This is a genomic window from Actinoplanes sp. CA-131856, assembly GCF_050956135.1.
Classification (GTDB): Bacteria; Actinomycetota; Actinomycetes; order Mycobacteriales; family Micromonosporaceae; genus Actinoplanes.
In genome coordinates this window covers 499,512-516,721 of sequence record NZ_CP191849.1, presented here as the reverse complement: position 1 = coordinate 516,721, position 17,210 = coordinate 499,512, and the positions used below count along the sequence as shown (strand labels likewise).

Annotated in this window: 17 protein-coding genes and 1 riboswitch; of the genes, 9 read left to right on the top strand and 8 right to left on the bottom strand. The window is 70.1% G+C overall.

All coding sequences use genetic code 11. The features are described 5' to 3' along the window. Window positions 1-73: 73 nt before the first annotated feature. Window positions 74-1,492 (bottom strand): glycine hydroxymethyltransferase, encoded by a 1,419-nt coding sequence (locus ACQP2X_RS02420; RefSeq protein ID WP_498694052.1) that lies wholly within the window; start codon window positions 1,490-1,492, stop codon window positions 74-76. 19 nt (window positions 1,493-1,511) lie between these two features. Then, window positions 1,512-1,595, bottom strand: a riboswitch (ZMP/ZTP riboswitch). Window positions 1,596-1,734: 139 nt separating this feature from the next. On the opposite strand from ACQP2X_RS02420, the gene ACQP2X_RS02415 reads away from it, so the two are divergent. Beyond that, on the top strand, window positions 1,735-2,475 hold the full coding sequence (locus ACQP2X_RS02415) for an SAM-dependent methyltransferase (RefSeq protein ID WP_498694051.1): 741 nt from the start codon (window positions 1,735-1,737) through the stop codon (window positions 2,473-2,475). Window positions 2,476-2,481: 6 nt separating this feature from the next. Here the strand turns inward: ACQP2X_RS02415 and ACQP2X_RS02410 are convergent, their stop codons facing one another. Beyond that, window positions 2,482-3,315, bottom strand: coding sequence for an SDR family NAD(P)-dependent oxidoreductase (locus tag ACQP2X_RS02410; RefSeq protein ID WP_498694050.1), 834 nt, complete (start codon window positions 3,313-3,315; stop codon window positions 2,482-2,484). 79 nt (window positions 3,316-3,394) lie between these two features. On the opposite strand from ACQP2X_RS02410, the gene ACQP2X_RS02405 reads away from it, so the two are divergent. The 3 genes from ACQP2X_RS02405 (at window position 3,395) to ACQP2X_RS02395 (ending at window position 6,493) form a co-directional block, all read left to right on the top strand. Beyond that, window positions 3,395-3,922, top strand: coding sequence for a TetR/AcrR family transcriptional regulator (locus tag ACQP2X_RS02405; protein ID WP_498694049.1), 528 nt, complete (start codon window positions 3,395-3,397; stop codon window positions 3,920-3,922). A 9-nt stretch (window positions 3,923-3,931) separates the two neighbouring features. Further along, complete coding sequence (locus ACQP2X_RS02400) at window positions 3,932-5,479, top strand: cation:proton antiporter (RefSeq protein WP_498694048.1); 1,548 nt, start codon at window positions 3,932-3,934, stop codon at window positions 5,477-5,479. Between the two features lie 96 nt (window positions 5,480-5,575). Then, complete coding sequence (locus ACQP2X_RS02395) at window positions 5,576-6,493, top strand: intradiol ring-cleavage dioxygenase (protein ID WP_498694047.1); 918 nt, start codon at window positions 5,576-5,578, stop codon at window positions 6,491-6,493. Between the two features lie 143 nt (window positions 6,494-6,636). On the opposite strand, the gene ACQP2X_RS02390 is transcribed toward ACQP2X_RS02395, so the two are convergent. The 4 genes from ACQP2X_RS02390 to ACQP2X_RS02375 all read right to left on the bottom strand — a co-directional run bounded on the left by ACQP2X_RS02390 (window position 6,637) and on the right by ACQP2X_RS02375 (window position 9,487). Continuing rightward, complete coding sequence (locus ACQP2X_RS02390; protein WP_498694046.1) at window positions 6,637-7,860, bottom strand: SLC13 family permease; 1,224 nt, start codon at window positions 7,858-7,860, stop codon at window positions 6,637-6,639. Window positions 7,861-7,869: 9 nt separating this feature from the next. Beyond that, window positions 7,870-8,181, bottom strand: coding sequence for an STAS domain-containing protein (locus ACQP2X_RS02385; protein WP_498694045.1), 312 nt, complete (start codon window positions 8,179-8,181; stop codon window positions 7,870-7,872). 28 nt (window positions 8,182-8,209) lie between these two features. Continuing rightward, window positions 8,210-8,626: an ATP-binding protein gene (locus ACQP2X_RS02380; protein ID WP_498694044.1), complete on the bottom strand. Its 417-nt coding sequence runs from the start codon at window positions 8,624-8,626 to the stop codon at window positions 8,210-8,212. 69 nt (window positions 8,627-8,695) lie between these two features. After that, entirely contained in the window at window positions 8,696-9,487 is a 792-nt protein-coding gene (locus ACQP2X_RS02375; RefSeq protein ID WP_498694043.1) for an SDR family NAD(P)-dependent oxidoreductase, read from the bottom strand. 266 nt (window positions 9,488-9,753) lie between these two features. Between ACQP2X_RS02375 and ACQP2X_RS02370 the strand changes: the two genes are divergently transcribed. Beyond that, entirely contained in the window at window positions 9,754-10,572 is an 819-nt protein-coding gene (locus ACQP2X_RS02370; protein ID WP_498694042.1) for an RNA polymerase sigma factor SigF, read from the top strand. Window positions 10,573-10,622: 50 nt separating this feature from the next. Here the strand turns inward: ACQP2X_RS02370 and ACQP2X_RS02365 are convergent, their stop codons facing one another. Then, complete coding sequence (locus ACQP2X_RS02365; protein WP_498694041.1) at window positions 10,623-12,203, bottom strand: glycoside hydrolase domain-containing protein; 1,581 nt, start codon at window positions 12,201-12,203, stop codon at window positions 10,623-10,625. Window positions 12,204-12,418: 215 nt separating this feature from the next. On the opposite strand from ACQP2X_RS02365, the gene ACQP2X_RS02360 reads away from it, so the two are divergent. The 4 genes from ACQP2X_RS02360 (at window position 12,419) to ACQP2X_RS02345 (ending at window position 16,064) form a co-directional block, all read left to right on the top strand. Next, entirely contained in the window at window positions 12,419-13,078 is a 660-nt protein-coding gene (locus tag ACQP2X_RS02360; RefSeq protein WP_498694040.1) for a DedA family protein, read from the top strand. A 74-nt stretch (window positions 13,079-13,152) separates the two neighbouring features. Continuing rightward, window positions 13,153-14,040, top strand: a complete 888-nt coding sequence (locus ACQP2X_RS02355) for a hypothetical protein (protein WP_498694039.1) — start codon at window positions 13,153-13,155, stop codon at window positions 14,038-14,040. A gap of 536 nt (window positions 14,041-14,576) precedes the next feature. Beyond that, window positions 14,577-15,203, top strand: a complete 627-nt coding sequence (locus ACQP2X_RS02350) for a LamG-like jellyroll fold domain-containing protein (protein WP_498694038.1) — start codon at window positions 14,577-14,579, stop codon at window positions 15,201-15,203. A 6-nt stretch (window positions 15,204-15,209) separates the two neighbouring features. Beyond that, window positions 15,210-16,064: a LysR family transcriptional regulator gene (locus tag ACQP2X_RS02345; RefSeq protein WP_498694037.1), complete on the top strand. Its 855-nt coding sequence runs from the start codon at window positions 15,210-15,212 to the stop codon at window positions 16,062-16,064. On the opposite strand, the gene ACQP2X_RS02340 is transcribed toward ACQP2X_RS02345, so the two are convergent. Then, window positions 16,030-17,184 carry a glycoside hydrolase family 18 protein gene (locus ACQP2X_RS02340; protein WP_498694036.1) on the bottom strand — a complete coding sequence of 385 codons (1,155 nt, stop codon included), beginning with the start codon at window positions 17,182-17,184 and terminating at the stop codon, window positions 16,030-16,032. The genes ACQP2X_RS02345 and ACQP2X_RS02340 overlap by 35 nt on opposite strands. Window positions 17,185-17,210: the final 26 nt, after the last annotated feature.

Sequence of the window (17,210 nt, the reverse complement as noted above, 5' to 3'; positions counted from 1 at the left end):
AATCAGTTGCCGACAAGGTAGGGCCGGGACCCGTTTCGGTTCCCGGCCCTACCTTGTCGATCAGACGTAGCTGTCAGCCGAGTTCAACCGACGGGTAGAGGGGGAAGCCGGCCAGCAGTTCGTTGGCCTGCTTGCTCACGCTGTCGGAGACGGCCTCGTCGAGCTGGAACTTGGCCTTCGAGCCCTCGGCCGGCTTCGTGCTGGTCAGGACCGTGTGGATCAGCTCGGCGATGGTGTCCATCTCGGCCGCGCCCAGGCCCCGGGACGTCAGGGCGGGCGTGCCGATGCGGATGCCGGACGTGTACCAGGCGCCGTTCGGGTCGTTCGGGATGGCGTTGCGGTTCGTCACCACGCCGCTGTCGAGCAGGGCCTGCTCGGCCTGCCGGCCGGTGAGGCCGAACGGGTGCACGTCGATCAGGACCAGGTGGTTGTCGGTGCCGCCGCTGACCAGCTGGACGCCGCGCTTGAGCAGGCCCTCGGCCAGCGCCTGGCTGTTCGTCACGATCTGCTGCGCGTACGTCGCGAACTCCGGGCGCCGCGCCTCGGCGAACGCGATCGCCTTGGCCGCCATCACGTGGGCCAGCGGGCCGCCCAGCACCATCGGGCAGCCGCGGTCGACCTGGGACGCCAGCGACTCCTGGGCGAAGACCGCGCCACCGCGCGGGCCCCGCAGGCTCTTGTGCGTCGTCGTGGTGACGATGTGCGCGTGCTTGATCGGGTTGAAGTCGCCGGTGAAGACCTTGCCCGCGACCAGGCCCGCGAAGTGCGCCATGTCGACCATGAACGTCGCGCCGACCTCGTCCGCGATCTCGCGGAGGGTCGCGAAGTTCACCTTGCGGGGGTACGCCGAGTAGCCGCCCACGATGATCAGCGGCTTGAACTCCTTGGCCGTGTCGCGCAGGGCCTTGTAGTCGATCTGGCCGGTGGCCGGGTCGACGCCGTAGCTGCGCTGGTCGAACATCTTGCCGGAGATGTTCGGGCGGAAGCCGTGGGTGAGGTGACCGCCGGCGTCGAGCGACATGCCGAGCATGCGCTGGTTGCCGAACGCGGACCGCAGCTCGGCCCACTCGGCGTCGGTCAGGTCGTTGACCTGGCGCTTTTCGAACTTCTTGAGGTACGGCACCTCGACCCGGTCGGCCAGGATGGCCCAGTACGCCACCAGGTTGGCGTCGATGCCCGAATGCGGCTGCACGTACGCGTATTCGGCGCCGAACAGGGCCTTGGCGTGCTCGACGGCGACCGCCTCGACGGTGTCGACGTTCTGGCAGCCGGCGTAGAAGCGGCGGCCGATGGTGCCCTCGGCGTATTTGTCGGAGAGCCAGTTGCCCATGGCGAGCAGGACGGCCGGGGAGGCGTAGTTCTCACTGGCGATCAGCTTGAGGGACTCGCGCTGGTCGTGCAGCTCCTTGGCGATCGCGTCGGCGATGCGGGGCTCGACGGACCGGACCACCTCGAGGGCGGACTGGAAAGCGGTGGACTCTGCGTTGGGCATGGGACCTCCCTATCACGGATGAAGAGGCCCAGGCGCACGGCAGGTCAGAGGAGCCGCTCCCCGATGGTTGGCCCATCCGAACGCGCCAGTCACGGCCCGGGGCCAGCATACCGGGCGGAAAACCCTTTGCGTGCGCCGTGAGCCTCTTCTTAGGGTCGGCCGCAACCTAGTGGAGGTGCGTTTGATGACTGCCCGGAGCGTTCCCGTCTCTCTTATCCGATCGACTGACAGGACGCACCGACATGGATCTTCCACGGCAGTTCCTGATCCGCGAGGGTGACCTCCGGATCCTCAACCCCCTCTCGCCGGGCAAGCTGGCCGATCTCGGCCGGGCTCTTCGGCTGACGCCGGGCACGACGCTGATCGACTTCTGTTCGGGCCGGGGCGAGATGCTCTGCAGTTGGGCTCGCGATCACGGCATCACGGGCCTCGGCGTTGACATTTCGCGTAAATGGGTCGAAGAATCCCGGAAGCGCGCTGATCAGCTGGGCAGCGAGGTCGACTTCCGCCACGGCGATGCCGCCGAGTTCGTTTCGCCTGACAAATCCGACATCGCGGCTTGCGTAGGGGCGACGTGGATCGGGGGCGGTGTCGACGGCACCATCACGATCCTCGAACGCAGCCTGAAGCCCGGCGGCATGCTCCTGATCGGCGAGCCGTACTGGCGGCTCGACCCGCCCGACCAGGAGACGGTCACCGGCTGCCACATGACCGCGAAGGACGACCTCCGCGACCTGCCCGGTCTGCTCGCGCACTTCGGCGAGCTGGGCTACGACGTGGTCGAGATGATGTTGTCGAACCAGGACGACTGGGACCGCTACGAGGCGGCGCACTGGCTCAACATCCGGCGCTGGCTCGACGCCAACCCGGACGACCCGCTGCACGCCGAGATGCGGGCCGAGCTCGACACGGCGCCGGTGAGCCATGTGCGCTACCAGCGCGAATTTCTGGGCTGGGGAGTGTTCGCCCTGATCAAACGCTGATCTGACCTAGTGGCCGGCCGTAGCCGCGGCCGGCCACCGCACTCCCGTGAGCCGTTCCGAGACCTCCCAGAGTCGCGCCGCGAGCGCCGGGTCGTAGGCCTCGTCCGCCGCCGAGACCACCACCGGGCGGCCGGTGAACTGCCCCCAGCCATCCGGTCCGTAGTAGTCACCGGCCTTCGCGCCGGGGTCGGTCGCCGCCCTCAGCAACGGCTGGGCTCCCGCCTCCGCGCTCTGGATCAACCACGAGAACGCCCATTTCGTACGCCCTGACGTGACGAACCGGAAATGCCAGGGACTGTGGCGCATCAGTGGCGTCCGCGCCGCTCCCGGATGAGCCGCCACGCTGAGGATCCCCGGGTAGCGCCGCCCCAGCTCGAACGCGAAGAGCAGGTTGGCCAGCTTCGATCGGCGATAGGCGGCCATCCGGTGGTAGCCACGCTCCCAGCCGAGATCGTCGAAGTCGATCGCGCCGCCGCGGTGTGCGTTGCTGGCGACCGTGACCACCCGGCCGCCGGCCAGCCGGTCGATCAGCAGCCCGGTCAGCGCGAAGTGCCCGAGATGGTTGACACCGAACTGCTGCTCGTGGCCGTCGACGGTCCGCCCGTAGGGCGGGATCATCAGCCCCGCGTTGTTGACGAGCAGGTCGAGCCGGTCGACGCCGGCCGCGAACGCCCGCACCGATGACAGATCGCCCAGGTCGACGTCGTTCCGGCCGGCCGCGATGACGGTCGCTCCCCTCGCCCTCAGCTCCCGGGCCACGATCAGCCCGAGCCCGGAGGTGGCGCCGGTGACGAGCGCGGTCCGGCCGGTCAGGTCAGGAATGTCGGCAGTGGTCCACATGCGGAACCCTCCTATAATCGGGATGCCTGTCCCGCTTACGACTATGCGGGATGGCCATCCCGTTTAGCAAGGAGAAGATGTGCGGGCCGACGCCGAACGCAACCGGGCCAAGGTCATCGAGGCGGCCATGAAGGCCTTCGCCGAGGACGGCCTCTCCGTCTCGGTGGCCGAGATCGGGCGCCGGGCCGGGGTCGGCACCGGCACCGTCAGCCGGCACTTCCCGACCAAGGAGTCGCTGTTCGAGGCCATCGTGGGCGCCGAGGTGGCCGAGATCCACGCCGAGGCCGAGCGGTTGAGGCGCGACGAGATCGCCGGCGAGGCGTTCTTCCGCTTCTTCGCCTTCATGGTCGGCCGGGCCACCGCCGACCGCGGTCTGGCCGAGGCACTCAGCGGCGGTGGCTTCGACATCGAGGCGGCCGCCGCCCGCACCGGCCACGACCTCGAAAGCCTGGAGTCGGCTCTGCTCACGGACGCGCAACGGGCCGGGGCCGTGCGCGCCGACGTCACCCGCGCCGACGTGAAGGCCCTCCTGAACGCCTGCGTCGCCGCCCCGGACCGGCAGCGGATGATCCAAATCGTCGTCGCGGGGCTTCGGCCCGCTGACTAGCCTGATCAAGTGAACGGCGTACAGATCCTGCTGATCATCGGCTGTGGCATCGCGGTCTCGTCGCTCGCCAGGCGGCGGGGCGTCGAGCCGGGCTGGATCATCGTGGTGCTCGCGGCCGCGGCCTCCTTCATCCCGGGCGTGCCCCGGCTCGAGCTGGAGAGCGAGGTGATCCTCGCGCTGGTGGTGCCGCCGCTGCTCTACTCGGCCACGCGCGGGGCGTCGTTCGCCTCCTTCGGGGCCAACCTCCGGCCGATCATCAACCTCGGCGTGATCCTCGTGGTGCTGACGGCCGGCGTGCTCGGCTACGTCACCTCGTGGATCCTGCCGACGATCGGGCTGGCCACGGCGTTCGTGCTCGGCTCGGTGCTGGCGCCGCCCGACACCATCACCACCGTCTCGCACGGCGAGGAGATGGGGCTGCCGAAACGGGCCACCTCGGTGCTCACCGGCGAGAGCCTGGTCAACGACGCCACCGCGCTGACCCTGTTCGCCATCGCGGTCGGTGCGGTGAACGGCGAGCACGCGAGCTTCGGCGGCGGCGTGGCCGAGTTCTTCCGCAACGCCTTCCTCGGGCTGCTCATCGGCGGCGCCCTGGCCTCGGCGGCCCTTCTGATCCGCAAGCGGCTGCGCAATCCGACGCTCGAGACGGCCCTGGTGCTGCTCGTGCCGTTCACCGCCTTCCTGACCGCCGAGGAGGCGCACGCCTCGGGCATCCTGGCCGTGGTGGCGGCCGCCTTCGCGATCACGCTGAACCTGTCGCTCGACCCGAACTTCCAATATCCGGGCGGCTATCTGACCCGGATCCGCGAGAACAACGTCTGGCCGGTGCTCGATTTCCTGCTGGAGACCTTCGTCTTCGCGTACATCGGCCTGCAATTGAAGTTTGTCCTGGAAGACCTGGCCAAGGAGGACGATCCGGGGCTGACCCGCACCCTCGTGGCGGCCGCGGTGCTGCTGGTGGTGGCGATCCTCTTCCGGCTGCTCGGGGTGTTCGTGCTGTTCGAGCGCTACCGCCGCCGGGACGAACGCCGCAAGCGCCGGGTCAAGGAGGACGTCTACTACCGCGCCCGGTGGAAGATGCGCGAGGAGGAGCGCCGCAAGCGCGGCCTCAAGCCGCAGGAGCCGCCGACCCGCAAGGAGATCGTGCTGGTCGGCTGGACCGGCATGCGCGGCATCCTGACCCTGGCCGCCGCGGCCGGCATCCCCGAGCACACGGACTCGGGCGCGCCCTTCCCCGGCCGCGACGCCATCCAGGCCATCGCACTGATCGTCACCCTGGGCACCCTGCTCATCCAGGGCACCACGATCGGCTGGCTGGCCCGCAAGCTGAAGTTCGACCTGGCCGCCGAGCACGCCGAGGAACGCGCCGAACGCGAGACGGCCGAGCAGATCGTCGCCGAGGCCGCCGCCCAGCCGGCGGCCGACCTCGACGCCGGCTTCGACGCCCAGCGCCTGGCCCTGACCACAGCGGTCCACGACCACAGGGTCGGCCAGGACGTGGCCCGCGACATCATCGACGAGCTGGACCTCAGGCAGGCCGCACGGCACACGTCCTGACCGGACACAGCACCAGACAGGACATTCACACCTTTTCCACAAAAAGTCTTCCTAGGCTCGCCTCAAACGTGCGGCAACACGATGAGGAGCTGATCCATGACGCAGCAGTACGAGGGGCGGCGACTCCCCCGCCCCGATGAGGAGCTGACCGATCAGGGCCTGGGATTCGACCTGGGCACCGTGATGAGCCGGCGTAACATGCTGCGCGGCTTCGGCCTCGGCGCCGCCGTCCTCGGGCTCGCGGCCTGCGGCACCAAGGAATCCACCTCGGCGACAACGACGGCGTCGACGAGCACGGGGTCGACGAGCACGGGGTCGACGAGCACGGGCGAGATCCCGGACGAGACCGCCGGCCCCTACCCCGGCGACGGGTCGAACGGGCCGGACGTGCTCGAACAGAGCGGCGTGGTCCGCAGCGACATCCGCTCCAGCTTCGGCACCGCCAGTGGGACCGCCGAGGGCGTACCGATGACGCTCGAACTCACGATCCTCGACATGGCCGATGACGACGCGCCGTTCAAGGACGTCGCCGTCTACGTCTGGCACTGCGACCGGGACGGCAACTACTCCCTCTACTCCGACGGCATCACCGGCGAGAACTACCTGCGCGGCGTCCAGATCGCCGACAGCTCGGGCAAGGTGACGTTCACCAGCATCTTCCCGGCCTGCTACAGCGGACGGTGGCCGCACATCCACTTCGAGGTCTACCCGAGCCAGGCCGACATCACCGACTCGACCAAGGCCATCGCCACGTCCCAGGTGGCCCTGCCCAAGGCCACTTGCGATCTGGTGTACGCCACGACGGGGTACTCGACATCGGTGACCAACCTGAGCCAGGTCAGCCTCGCCAACGACAACGTCTTCGGTGACGACTCGGCCGCCCTGCAGCTCGGCACCGTCAGCGGCGACGTCACCAACGGGTTCGCCGTGGCGCTGACGGCCAAGGTCGACACGACCACCACTCCGACCGGCGGCGCGGCCCCGCCCGGCGGCGCCCGGCCCGGCAGTGCTTAGTTCCGTAACCAGTTTTACTTGCCTGTAACACGGGGCATCGATAAGACTGACTGCGTTGGTCGCACCCCCGCCACCGAATCCCCCACCGGATCACCTCGGCCATCCCCGGGCCGATACCGGCAGCGGCGGCGTGGGGTGCGCCCCTAAGTCACTGTCAAGGCCACCCACAGGGCCAGTACGCCCGCGACCAGCGCCACCGGCACGGTGACCAGCCCGAGGCGCAGGAAGACGCGTGCGTCGGGCGCCGCGTCCTCGTTGTGCAGGATCTGCCGCCACAGCAGCGTGGCCAGCGAGCCCACATAGGTCAGGTTGGGGCCGACGTTGACGCCGATGAGCATCGCCAGCAGCAGTCCCGGCGACGACTCCACCCCGGGCAGCAGCACCAGCGTGGCCGGCAGGTTGTTCAGCAGGTTGGCCAGCACGGCGGCCAGCCCGGCCATGGCCAGCATCTCCCCCAGCCCACTGCCGTCGGGCACGAGGTGATCGACGACCGAGCCGAGCCCGTGCACCCGGATCGCCGCCACGACGACGCCGAGGGCCAGGACGAAGGCGCAGAAGGCCGGGTTCGCCTCCCTGATCAGGGTCAACGGCGACGACCTCAGGGGTACGGCGAGGGCGATCGCCCCCGCGACCGCGACCCAGGCCGGGTGAACGCCCAGCGGCTGCGCCACCGCGAAACCGGCCAGGGTCAGCCCGAGCACCACCAGCGCGTAGCGCGGGGCCGGGCCGTCGTCGCCGTGGGGACGTGGCTCGACGCGTACCCGCAGATCCTCACGGAAGAACCAGCGGAACACGACGTACTCGGCCAGGATCACGGCCACCCAGGGCAGCGCCATCACCCCGGCGAAGCCGAGAAAGGTCAGGCCGCTGGCCGCGAAGGCGAGCAGGTTGGTCAGGTTGGAGACGGGCAGCAGCAGCGACGCCGAGTTGGCCAGGTGCGCCGAGGCGTAGGACGGCGGCCGGGACCGGACGCCGGTGCGGGCCGCCGTGACCAGCACGACCGGGGTGAGCAGGACGACCGTCGCGTCCAGGCTCAGCACCGCCGTGGTCAGCGAGGCGGCCACGAAGACGGCGCCGAGCAGCCGCACCGGGCGGCCCCGGCTGATCCCGGCCGCGATCCGCCCGGCGTAGCGGAAGACGCCGTGCTCGTCGGCCAGGTGCGCGACGACCAGGACCGCGGCCAGGAAGCCGACGGTCGGGCCGAGCTCGCGGACCTCGGCCCAGGCCTCGCTCAGCGGGACCAGGCCGGCCACGACGGCGATCACGGCCGCGGGCACCGCGGCCACCGCCTCCGGCAGTCCGCGGGGACGGACCACCGCGAACGCCAGCACGCCGGCGAGCAGGGCCGCCGCAATGATCAAGTCCACCGCGGGAGACTACGAGCCGAAGAGCTCCCCCGCACCCGAGACGCCGAGCACGCGGGCCACCACGCCGGTGGCCTTGATCACGCGGAAGGTCGTGCCCTCGGCCGTCGCCGCGTTGTAGCCGTCGATGAGCGCGCCGAGCGCTTCGGAGTCGAGGAAGGTGACTCCGCCGAGGTCCACCACGACGTCGCCCCGGTCGACCGCGCCGAGGATCGCCGACCGCAGGTCGTCACGGGCGTTGATGTCCAGTTCGCCGTCGAGGCACAGGAGCGTGGCCGCACCATCGGCCATCCGCTCCTGGCCGATCTTGTAGGAATCAGCCACGGGCCTTTTCTACCAGCACTCGATCGGGTCAGCCCGGGAAGCTGGCCCAGACGTGCTTGGCCTGCTCGGTCGTGTACCAGCCGACGTCGATGGCGAAGGTGCGGGTGAGCTGCAGTCCCAGGCCGCCGGCGCCGAGCGGGCGGTCCTCGGCCACCCGGGGCTCCGCCTCCAAATCGTGATCGGCGACATCGATGATCAGGCGGTCCGCCTGCCGGAGCAGGCGCACCTCGGTCGGCGGCAGCCCGTGCCGCAGCGCGTTGGTCGCCAGCTCGGTGGCGACCACGGCCACCTTGTCGGTCAGATCGTCCTGCGCCGCCGCGGGCACCCGCGCGATCGCCTCGCGCAGGGCGGCCCGCAGACCGCGCAGCTCACCGAAGTCGTCCAGCTTCCAGCACCGCAGCTCCGACGCGGCCGGAAAGGGAACCGAGACGCGGAGCGAAGTCATAGGTCCATCTTGCCCGTTCTGCGGCTCCTGACACTGGCCCGTACAGACCTCTCGGCGGAGACGTCCGTACTAATCCGATTTGGCACTTCCCGGCTCGGCCATCTTCCGGTGCATCTCGGCCTTCGCCTTGTCCGGCAGCACCTTGGACGCCGCACCCTGCACCTTCGTCTTGAGCGACCCGGCCACCACCTTCTCGTCGCCGTTCATCAGCGCCTTGAAACCCTGCTCGGCGACCTGGGCCGGGTCGTCCTTCTTGCCGGTACCGACGGCGGTGTCCATCATCTCGGCCCGCTCGAAGAACTGCGTGTCGGTCGGGCCCGGCATCAGCGAGGTCACGGTGACCCCGGTGTCCTTGAGCTCGGCCCGCAGCGCCTCGGCGAACGACTGCACAAAGGACTTCGACGCGTTGTAGACCGCCTGATAGGTGCCGGGCATCATCGACGCGATCGACGAGGTGAACAGCACCCGGCCCGCACCGCGGGCGACCAGGTCGGGCAACACCCGCTTGGCCAGGTGCACCGTCGAGGTCACGTTGACCGCGATGATCTCGAGCTCGTCCTCCAGGTCGGTCTCTCGGGTGAAGTCGCCGCCGAGTCCGCGGCCCGCGTTGAGGGCGATCGCGTCGACCGGACGGCCGGCCTCGCGGATGGCGGCGTACGCCTGCTCGACTCCCTCGAACGTGGCGAGGTTCGCCCGCACCGCGGTCACCTGGCGCTCGCCGTCGCGGCGGAGGTCGGCCGCCGCCTGCTCGATGTCGGCGTCCTCGGCCACGACCAGCAGATCGAAGCCGTTCTGTGCGAATTGCCGTGCCAGCTCATATCCGATGCCGCTGGAGGCACCGGTCACCACTGCGAATGTCATGTCCTTTGGCGTGCCCGCATCGCGGCCATCCAATCGACCACCGGCAAGATCCGCTCCGTATAGTTGCTATCACGCAAAGTAACTCATACTTTCGGCTAGTCTTTCCTGGCCCTCTCGGCTAGGGTTCTCATATCCGAACGGCCACGTGTGCGGGTCGATGGTTATCGGATCGATCACTGTCGACCAGGAAACAGGGACACCCGACCGAACGGGTCCCGCCAGCGAGCGGGACCGGCTCTCCGGTAGGTGCCAGGGAGGACCAGAGCATGACCGTCACCGAGACCACCACGACTTCTGCCGCGGCGGAGACGATTCCGGCCGGCGCCGAGGCGCCCGTCGACAGCGCCGCCGAGCTGCTGAACGCGATGGCCGCGATGCCGGCCGGTCACCCGTCCCGCGCGGCCCTGCGCGACCGGGCGATCGAGGCCTGGCTCCCGCTGGCCCGTCACCTCGCCCACCGCTACTCCGGCCGCGGCGAGCCCACCGACGACCTCGTGCAGACCGCCAACGTCGGCCTGATCAAGGCGATCGACAAGTTCGACCCCGAGCGCGGTGTCGACTTCGCCGGCTACGCCATCCCCACCATCATCGGTGAGATCAAGCGCCACTTCCGCGACCGCACCTGGTCGGTCCGGGTGCCGCGCCGCCTGCAGGAGCTGCGCCTGGCCATCACCGAGGCCAACAGCACCCTGACCCACAGCCTCGGCCGCTCCCCGACGGTTGCCGACGTCGCCGCCCACCTGGGCGTCAGCGAGGAAGACGTCCTCGAAGGCCTCGAGGGCGCCCGCGCCTACAACGCCACCTCACTGTCGACCCCGATCTCGGCCGACGGCACCACCGAGCTGGGCGACACCCTCGGCGGCGAGGACAACGAGTTCGAACTGGCCGAGACCCGCGTCGCCCTGGGCCCCGCCCTGGCCACCCTCGACGAGCGCGAGCAGAAGATCCTCACGCTGCGCTTCTACGGCAACCTGACCCAGTCGCAGATCGCCGACCAGGTCGGCATCTCCCAGATGCACGTCTCGCGGCTGCTCACCAAGGCCCTGACCAAGCTGCGCGCGCAGCTGTCGGCCGACGCTCTCTGATCTTCACCGACCTTCGTGGCCGGCCCGGTTCGGGCCGGCCACGAATTTTTTCATGCCAGGGGTGTGAGCGGGCCGTAACCGGTGCCGATCCTGATGGCCGGGCGCAAGGTCGTGCCCGCACCCGGCAGCAGCATCAGCGCGCCGGTCGACTTCTGCACGGCGGCCAGGTCGGGGAAGCCGTCCCGGTCGAAGTCGCCGATCGAGACGACGTCGCGCAGGCCGCTCGCGTTCGTGCCCAGCGGCATCTGCCGGACGAAGCCGTTCTTGCGGCCGGTGATCAGGTAGAGCTTGCCGTCGGCGAGCCGGGCCACCAGATCGGGCCAGCCGTCCCGGTTGAAATCGCCGGCACCGGTCAGCTCCGTCTTGTCGCCGAAACCGGCACCCACCTGCTTGGCGCCACTCAATTTGGCGCCCGCCTGCCCGGCGTACAGGAAAAGGTTGTTGCCCTTGGAAACCGCCAGAATGTCGGGGTAGCCATCGCCGGTGAGGTCGCCGATCGTGGTGATGTCGCGCAGTACCTGCCAGCCGCTGCCGACCTTTTTGCGCGTGCCCAGGCCCGAGCCCGTGCCGGGGTAGAACCACAGGTCGCCGTTGCTCTGCCGGGCGATGACGTCCTCGCGGCCGTCCCGGTTGAGGTCGAGGCGTACCAGGGCGTTCATCGCGGCGAAGCCGCTGCCGATCGTGCGCCGGGCCGCGAAATCGACGCTGCCGCCGTTGCCCGGGAACATCGAGACATAGCCGGTGGCCGAGCGGGCGATGACGTCGGACCAGCCGCTCAGGTTGAAGTCGGCGCCACGGGTGCGGGCCAGCGGCGCGAAGTCGACGTAGTTGCTGTCGACGTTGATCGTGACGCCGCCCCACGTCTCCTTGTGGCCACCGCGATATTGCTTCATGCGGCGGTGACCGGGCCAGGCGGAGGCCGGGATCAGCGGGTCGGTCAGGGTGACGACCTGGTCCCAGCGGGCGAAGTCGACGAAGTCGGGACGGGCGTAGCCGGGCGCCGAGTAGCTCGCCACCTGGTCGGCGATGCCCGAGCTGACGCTGCTGTAGAAGCCGCTGAAATAGCCGCCGTCGTGCAGCCGGGACGTCCAGCCGTTCATGAAGCCGAGCACGCCGGCCTTGCAGGCGGCGTCGTTCGTCCGGTACGCCTCCATGTCGTAGATGATCACGGAGTCGCGGGCCAGGCCCAGCGCGGCCGCCTTGGCGATGGCGTCGGCGGCGGCGGCCCGGCCCTGGGCGCCGGCCTGCGCGTTGTTGATCAGGTTGCGCCCGCTGCCGACCGTGGTGCACGAGGCCTGAAGGCCCACGTAGAGCGGAAGCAGCTTCCAGCCGGCCTGCACCTGCTCCTTCACCCAGGCCGCGGTGAGCTGCGGCTGGGCGCACCCGCGGTTGACGCCGCCGATGTAGATGCCGATCGCCTTGAACGGCGAGGATTTGCGCCACGCCTTCATGGCGGCGCTGGTCGGCGCGGTGCACGCGTCGAAGGCGTACCCCTTGAAGGTTCCAGGTTGGACGGTGGCGAAAGTGGCGGCGTCGGCCCGCGTCAGAGCGAACGACGACAACCCCACCACCACGGCGGCGATGACGCCACCGGCGAGCAACTTGCGGCGCGCACGCGGGAGAACCTTCACGGCGTAGGAGCCAAGCAAAGAGCGCCGTGAATGCGCCAGGCCCGAACGGGTGGACTTTCGTGCCACTCATTCACATACAGAGCACAGGAACGCCCCTATCGTACGGAAAGTCACCGAGCCGACCGGTTCGCCCCTTCCGGTCCGGGTCCTCGTCCAGGCAACCATCGCCACTCTGTGCGTTGCGCCACCTGAACCCCGGCTACCGTAGATAAGCGATGCCTCCTTCAGCCGACCTTCCGGGATTCCTGCACGGCGTCGCTCCGTACCTCGACCGGTGGGGCTACCTCGCCGTCGCGGGCTCGATCGGGGTGGAAAGCTTCGGAGTTCCCGCACCCGGTCAGACCATCATGGTCGCCGCGGCGATCTACGCCGGCGCCGGCCGGCTCAACATCTTCGGCGTGGCCGCGATCGCTTTCATCGCGGCCGTGCTGGGCGACAACGTCGGCTACTGGATCGGCGTCAAGGGCGGCCGCAAGGCCGCCCTGCGCTGGGGGAAATACGTCTTCCTCACTCCGGAACGGCTGGCCCGCGCCGAGGGCTTCTTCGCCCGCCGGGGCGGGCGTATCGTCGTCGTCGCCCGCTTCATCGACGGCCTGCGCCAGTTCAACGGCGTGATCGCCGGCATCACCGCGATGCCGTGGAAGCAGTTCCTGCTCTACAACGCGATCGGCGCGGCGCTGTGGGTCGGTTTCTGGACGACTGTCGCGTACGTCTTCGGCACGCACCTGATCGAAATCATGGACCACGCACTCCGGTACAAATGGTGGGCAATAGCCATCATAACGGTCGCTGTTGTGTCCTACGTAACGCTTCACGTGCGTCACATTCGTCGCCGCAGGGCTCGCGCGGCCGAAGTTGTCGAGCAATCCTCGTAACTTTGACTTCGCCTTGATGTCGTCCACCGTCAATCCGGGGGTACGGCCACAGGTGAGACGAAAGGAGACCCCTCGTGAGTACGAACCAGCTCGACCGCCGCCGCGACGCGTCCGGAGCCGCGCACGAAGCCGCGGAGCGCGCCAAGAACACCGTCACCGAACTCGAGAACCGCCTGCGCACGAACGCCGACCTGACCCAGCGCCAGAAGCAGGCGCTGCGCAACGCCGAGGCCGAGGCCCGCCGGTTGAAGCGCTCGCTGAAGACGCAGGAGCGCGACAAGGCCCGCTTGGAGAAGGCCCACAAGAAGGCGGTGGCCAAGGCGGACAAGGCGGCTTCGCGCGCCACCACCCTCGAGGAGAAGTACAGCAAGGCCGTCCTGGCCGACCTGATCACCCGCGAAAAGGCCCGCGACCGAGCCGCCGCCAAGCCGGCCACCGGATCAGCCGCCCCGGCGCCCGCCGCTCCGGCACCCGCCGCCGCTCCGGCACCCGCCGCTCCGGCCACCACCGCGTCAAAGGCCGCTGCTTCCGGCGCCACCGCTTCCGGCGCCACCACCTCCGGCGCCACCACCTCCGGCGCCACCACCTCCGGCGCCAAGGCTTCCGGCGCCAAGGCTTCCGGCGCCACCGCTTCGGCCGCCGCCGCGAAGGCCGCGCCCGCCGTTTCGGCCGCTCCCGCTGCCGCGAAGGCTGCGCCGGCCACTCGGGCCGCTTCCTCCGCCGCGAGCACCCCGGCCGCTCCCGCTGAGGACGTGGCCGCCGACGAGGGAGCCTCCACCGCCCGCGCAACCGCCGCCCGCACCACGGCCCGCAAGGCCGCGACCGCCGCCTCCACCCGGGCTGCCACCCCCGCTCGCCGAGCCGCCACCCCGCGCAAGGCCGCCACCCCGGCCCCCGAGGTCCCGGCCTCGACGACGGCCCGCAAGACCGCCGCCCGCAAGACCGCATCCCGCTCGTCCTGATCGCGCCCCTCCGGCTTCCGCCCGGCCCGACGCTCGTTCGCCCCGCCTCACGCAGGCGGGGCTCGGGTCGTTCCTGACTTTTGCACCTTTTCGGTGGAATTAGTCCCTTCGGTGGTCAGGTTCGCCCGGTTCGACGGGGCGAACTTGGCCGGACGAAAGGGCTGACAAGCGATAATTCGGGCATGCGATCTAGTTGGTTCGGCGCTGCCCTCGTCGCCGTGTCGACGGTGGCCGTCGCCCTCATTGCCGATCCACTGCCGGCGCACCCGCCCCTCGCCGCGCCGGCAGGGGCGCTCGCCGCCCTGGCCCATGACGCGACAACGGACAATGCGACGACCGACGAGGCGGCCGCCGTCGCGCCGGGCAGAGCGCTCGCCGACCGGGCCGGCGCCGCGCGAGAAAGAGCTGCTGGCACCGCGCGAGAAAGAGCTGCTGGCATCGCGCGAGAAAGAGCTCCAGGCGGCGCGCGGCAAGGAGTGAGGCCGGGAGCGCCGGCCGCTGCACCGACGCCGGGAGTTGGGGCCACCGGTGTGGTGGTGGCTCGCTACGCCTTCAACGGGCGGGCCGGGTCGATCATCGATGAGTCGGGGCGGGGGCACACGCTTCGGGTGATCTCGGGGCACGGCGGGTCGGTTCGACGGGTCGTACACGGGCAAGGGTCGGCTCTGGCCTTTCCCGGGCGATGCTCGGCCCGCGTCTGCCCCCATGTCGCCCTCCAGACCGCCACCTCCTCGGCCGATCTCAATCCCGGCGTGCGCAACATCGCGTTCGGGGCCGAGGTCATGCTGACCCCTGGGCAGACCAGCAAGGGGCAGAACGTCGTGCAGAAGGGCTACTCGACCACCAGCAGCCAATGGAAGCTCCAGATCGACGGGGCCGCCGGACGGCCCAGCTGCGTGCTCGTCGACGACAAACGGCCGCCCATCCGGATGGCCACCAGCTCCGTCAGCGTGGCCGACGGCCAGTGGCACTCCATCGAGTGCCGCCGGGTCGCCACCAACCTCTTCGTGCTGGTCAACGGATATCTGCGCGGGCGCACCACCATTCCGGCCAAGCTCTCGGTCACCAACAACCGGCCGATGAGCATCGGCGGCAAGGGCGCCTACGCCGACAACGACCAGTTCAACGGCGCTCTCGACAACGTCTGGGTGCAAATAGGCTGACCGCCCATGGAGCTCTCCCTCGACCTGCTGCGCACCTTTCTGGCCGTCTATCGGGCCGGCTCGGTGACCGGCGGCGCCCGGCGGCTGTCGCTGTCCCAGCCGACCGTGACGGCGCAGCTCCGGGCCCTGGAGACCGCTCTCGGCAAGCCGCTGTTCACCCGTCTGCCGCGTGGTGTCGCGCCCACCCCAGCCGCCGAGCTGCTGGCCCGGCGGGTCAGCGAGCCGCTCGACAAGCTGGCGGGGCTGGTCGTCGACGAGGTCGGCGAGGAGGTGCATCTGGGCGGGCCGGCCGAGTTCCTCACCGCCGTGGTGCTCCCGGCGGCGGGGCCGCTCGTCGCCGGGGGCCTTCAGCTGCGGGTCAGCTTCGGGCTGCCGGCCGAGCTCACGGCCCGGCTGCGCGACGGCTCCCTCGACCTGGCCCTGCTCAGCGTGCGGCCGCGCGGGGCCGGTCTGCGCGTCGAGCCGCTCTGTGACGAGGAGTTCCTGTTGGTCGGTCCGCCCGAGGTGGCGGGGCGTGATCTCAAGACGGTGCCGCTGGTGGCGTACGCCGAGGACCTTCCGATCGTCCGCCGTTACTGGCAGACCGAGTTCGGCGCCCGGCCGTCGCGGGAGGCGGCCGTCGTCGTGCCCAATCTGCACGCCGTGCTCGCCACCGTGATCGCCGGTGGCGGCTACAGCGTGCTGCCCGAATATCTGTGCGCGGCCGATCTCGCGGCCGGGCGCCTGGTGCGGCTGCACGAGCCCACTGTCGTACCGCTCAACACGGTCTACCTCGCCGAGCGGGCCGGTGAGCCGCCGTCGCCGGCCCGCGAGCGACTGGTGGCCGCTATCCGGTCGGCGGCACGGCCAGGCCCGAGCTGACCGCTCCGAGCAGGTCGCCCTTGGCCGTGTCGCCGGACAGCTCCCACGCGAAGGCTCCGCCCAGCCGCTTGCTCCGGGCGTACTCGATCTTGGTCTTGATGGTCTCCGGCGTGTCGTAGGACCACCACTGCGTGCCGCAGAGCGCGTAGGCCGTGTCGGCGATCGTGCCGGTCGGCGGGCAGCGCTCGGCCAGGATCTTGTAGTCCTCGAGGCCCTTCTCGTATTTGCCGGGCGCCGGTCCGGTCGCCTCGCCGCCCGGCTCGGCCTGGGTCACCCCGTCCCAGCCGCGGCCGTAGAAGCCGAGGCCGAGCAGCACCTTCTCCGAGGGGACGCCCAGTGCGAGCAGCTCGTCGACGGTCGCCGTCGCGGTGGACGATTCGCGAGGAATGCCAGGGTAGGCGGTCAGCGGCGAATGAGGCGCCGTCCTCGGGGTCTTCTGAGCATCGTCGCCGCCGGCGCCGAAGTAGTCGTACGTCATCGCGTTGAGCCAGTTCGCCGTGCCCGCGACGGCCTTGTAGTCGGTGGCCCGCAGCTTGGACACGTCGGCCGGCACAGCCGCGGTGATCAGGGCGTCCGGCCCGAACGCCGAGCGCAGCGCGTCGAGCATCTCGGGCAGGGCGTCGGGGCCGCTCTCGTCGCATTTGAGCCCGCAGGCGTTCGGATATTCCCAGTCGATGTCGATGCCGTCGAAGACCCCGGACCAGCGCTCGTCGGTGAGCAGCTCGTGGCAGGACTCGGCGAACGCCTCCGGGTCGCGGGCCGCCTCGGTGAAGCCGGCCGAGCCGGTCCAGCCGCCGAACGACCACAGCACCCGCAGTTGGGGATGCTGCTGCTTGAGCTGGCGGAGCCGGCCGAAGTTGCCCTGAAGGCCGGAAGCGCCGGCCGAGATCGGCTTCTGATAGTCGGCCCAGGCGTCGGCGACGGCACACCGGCCCTTGTCGACCTTGCCGAAGGCGTAGTTGAGGTGGGTCAGGCGGGCCGCGGCGCCGGTGGTGACCAGATCTTCGACCTGGAAGTCACGGCCGTAGGTACCCCAGCCGGTGAAGTAGCCGACGATCTTCGGCGCCGGGGCGGCAGGCTCCTCGTCCGGCCCACTGCAAGCGGACAGGGCGGTGATCATAAGGATGATCAAGACTATTCGGGCGC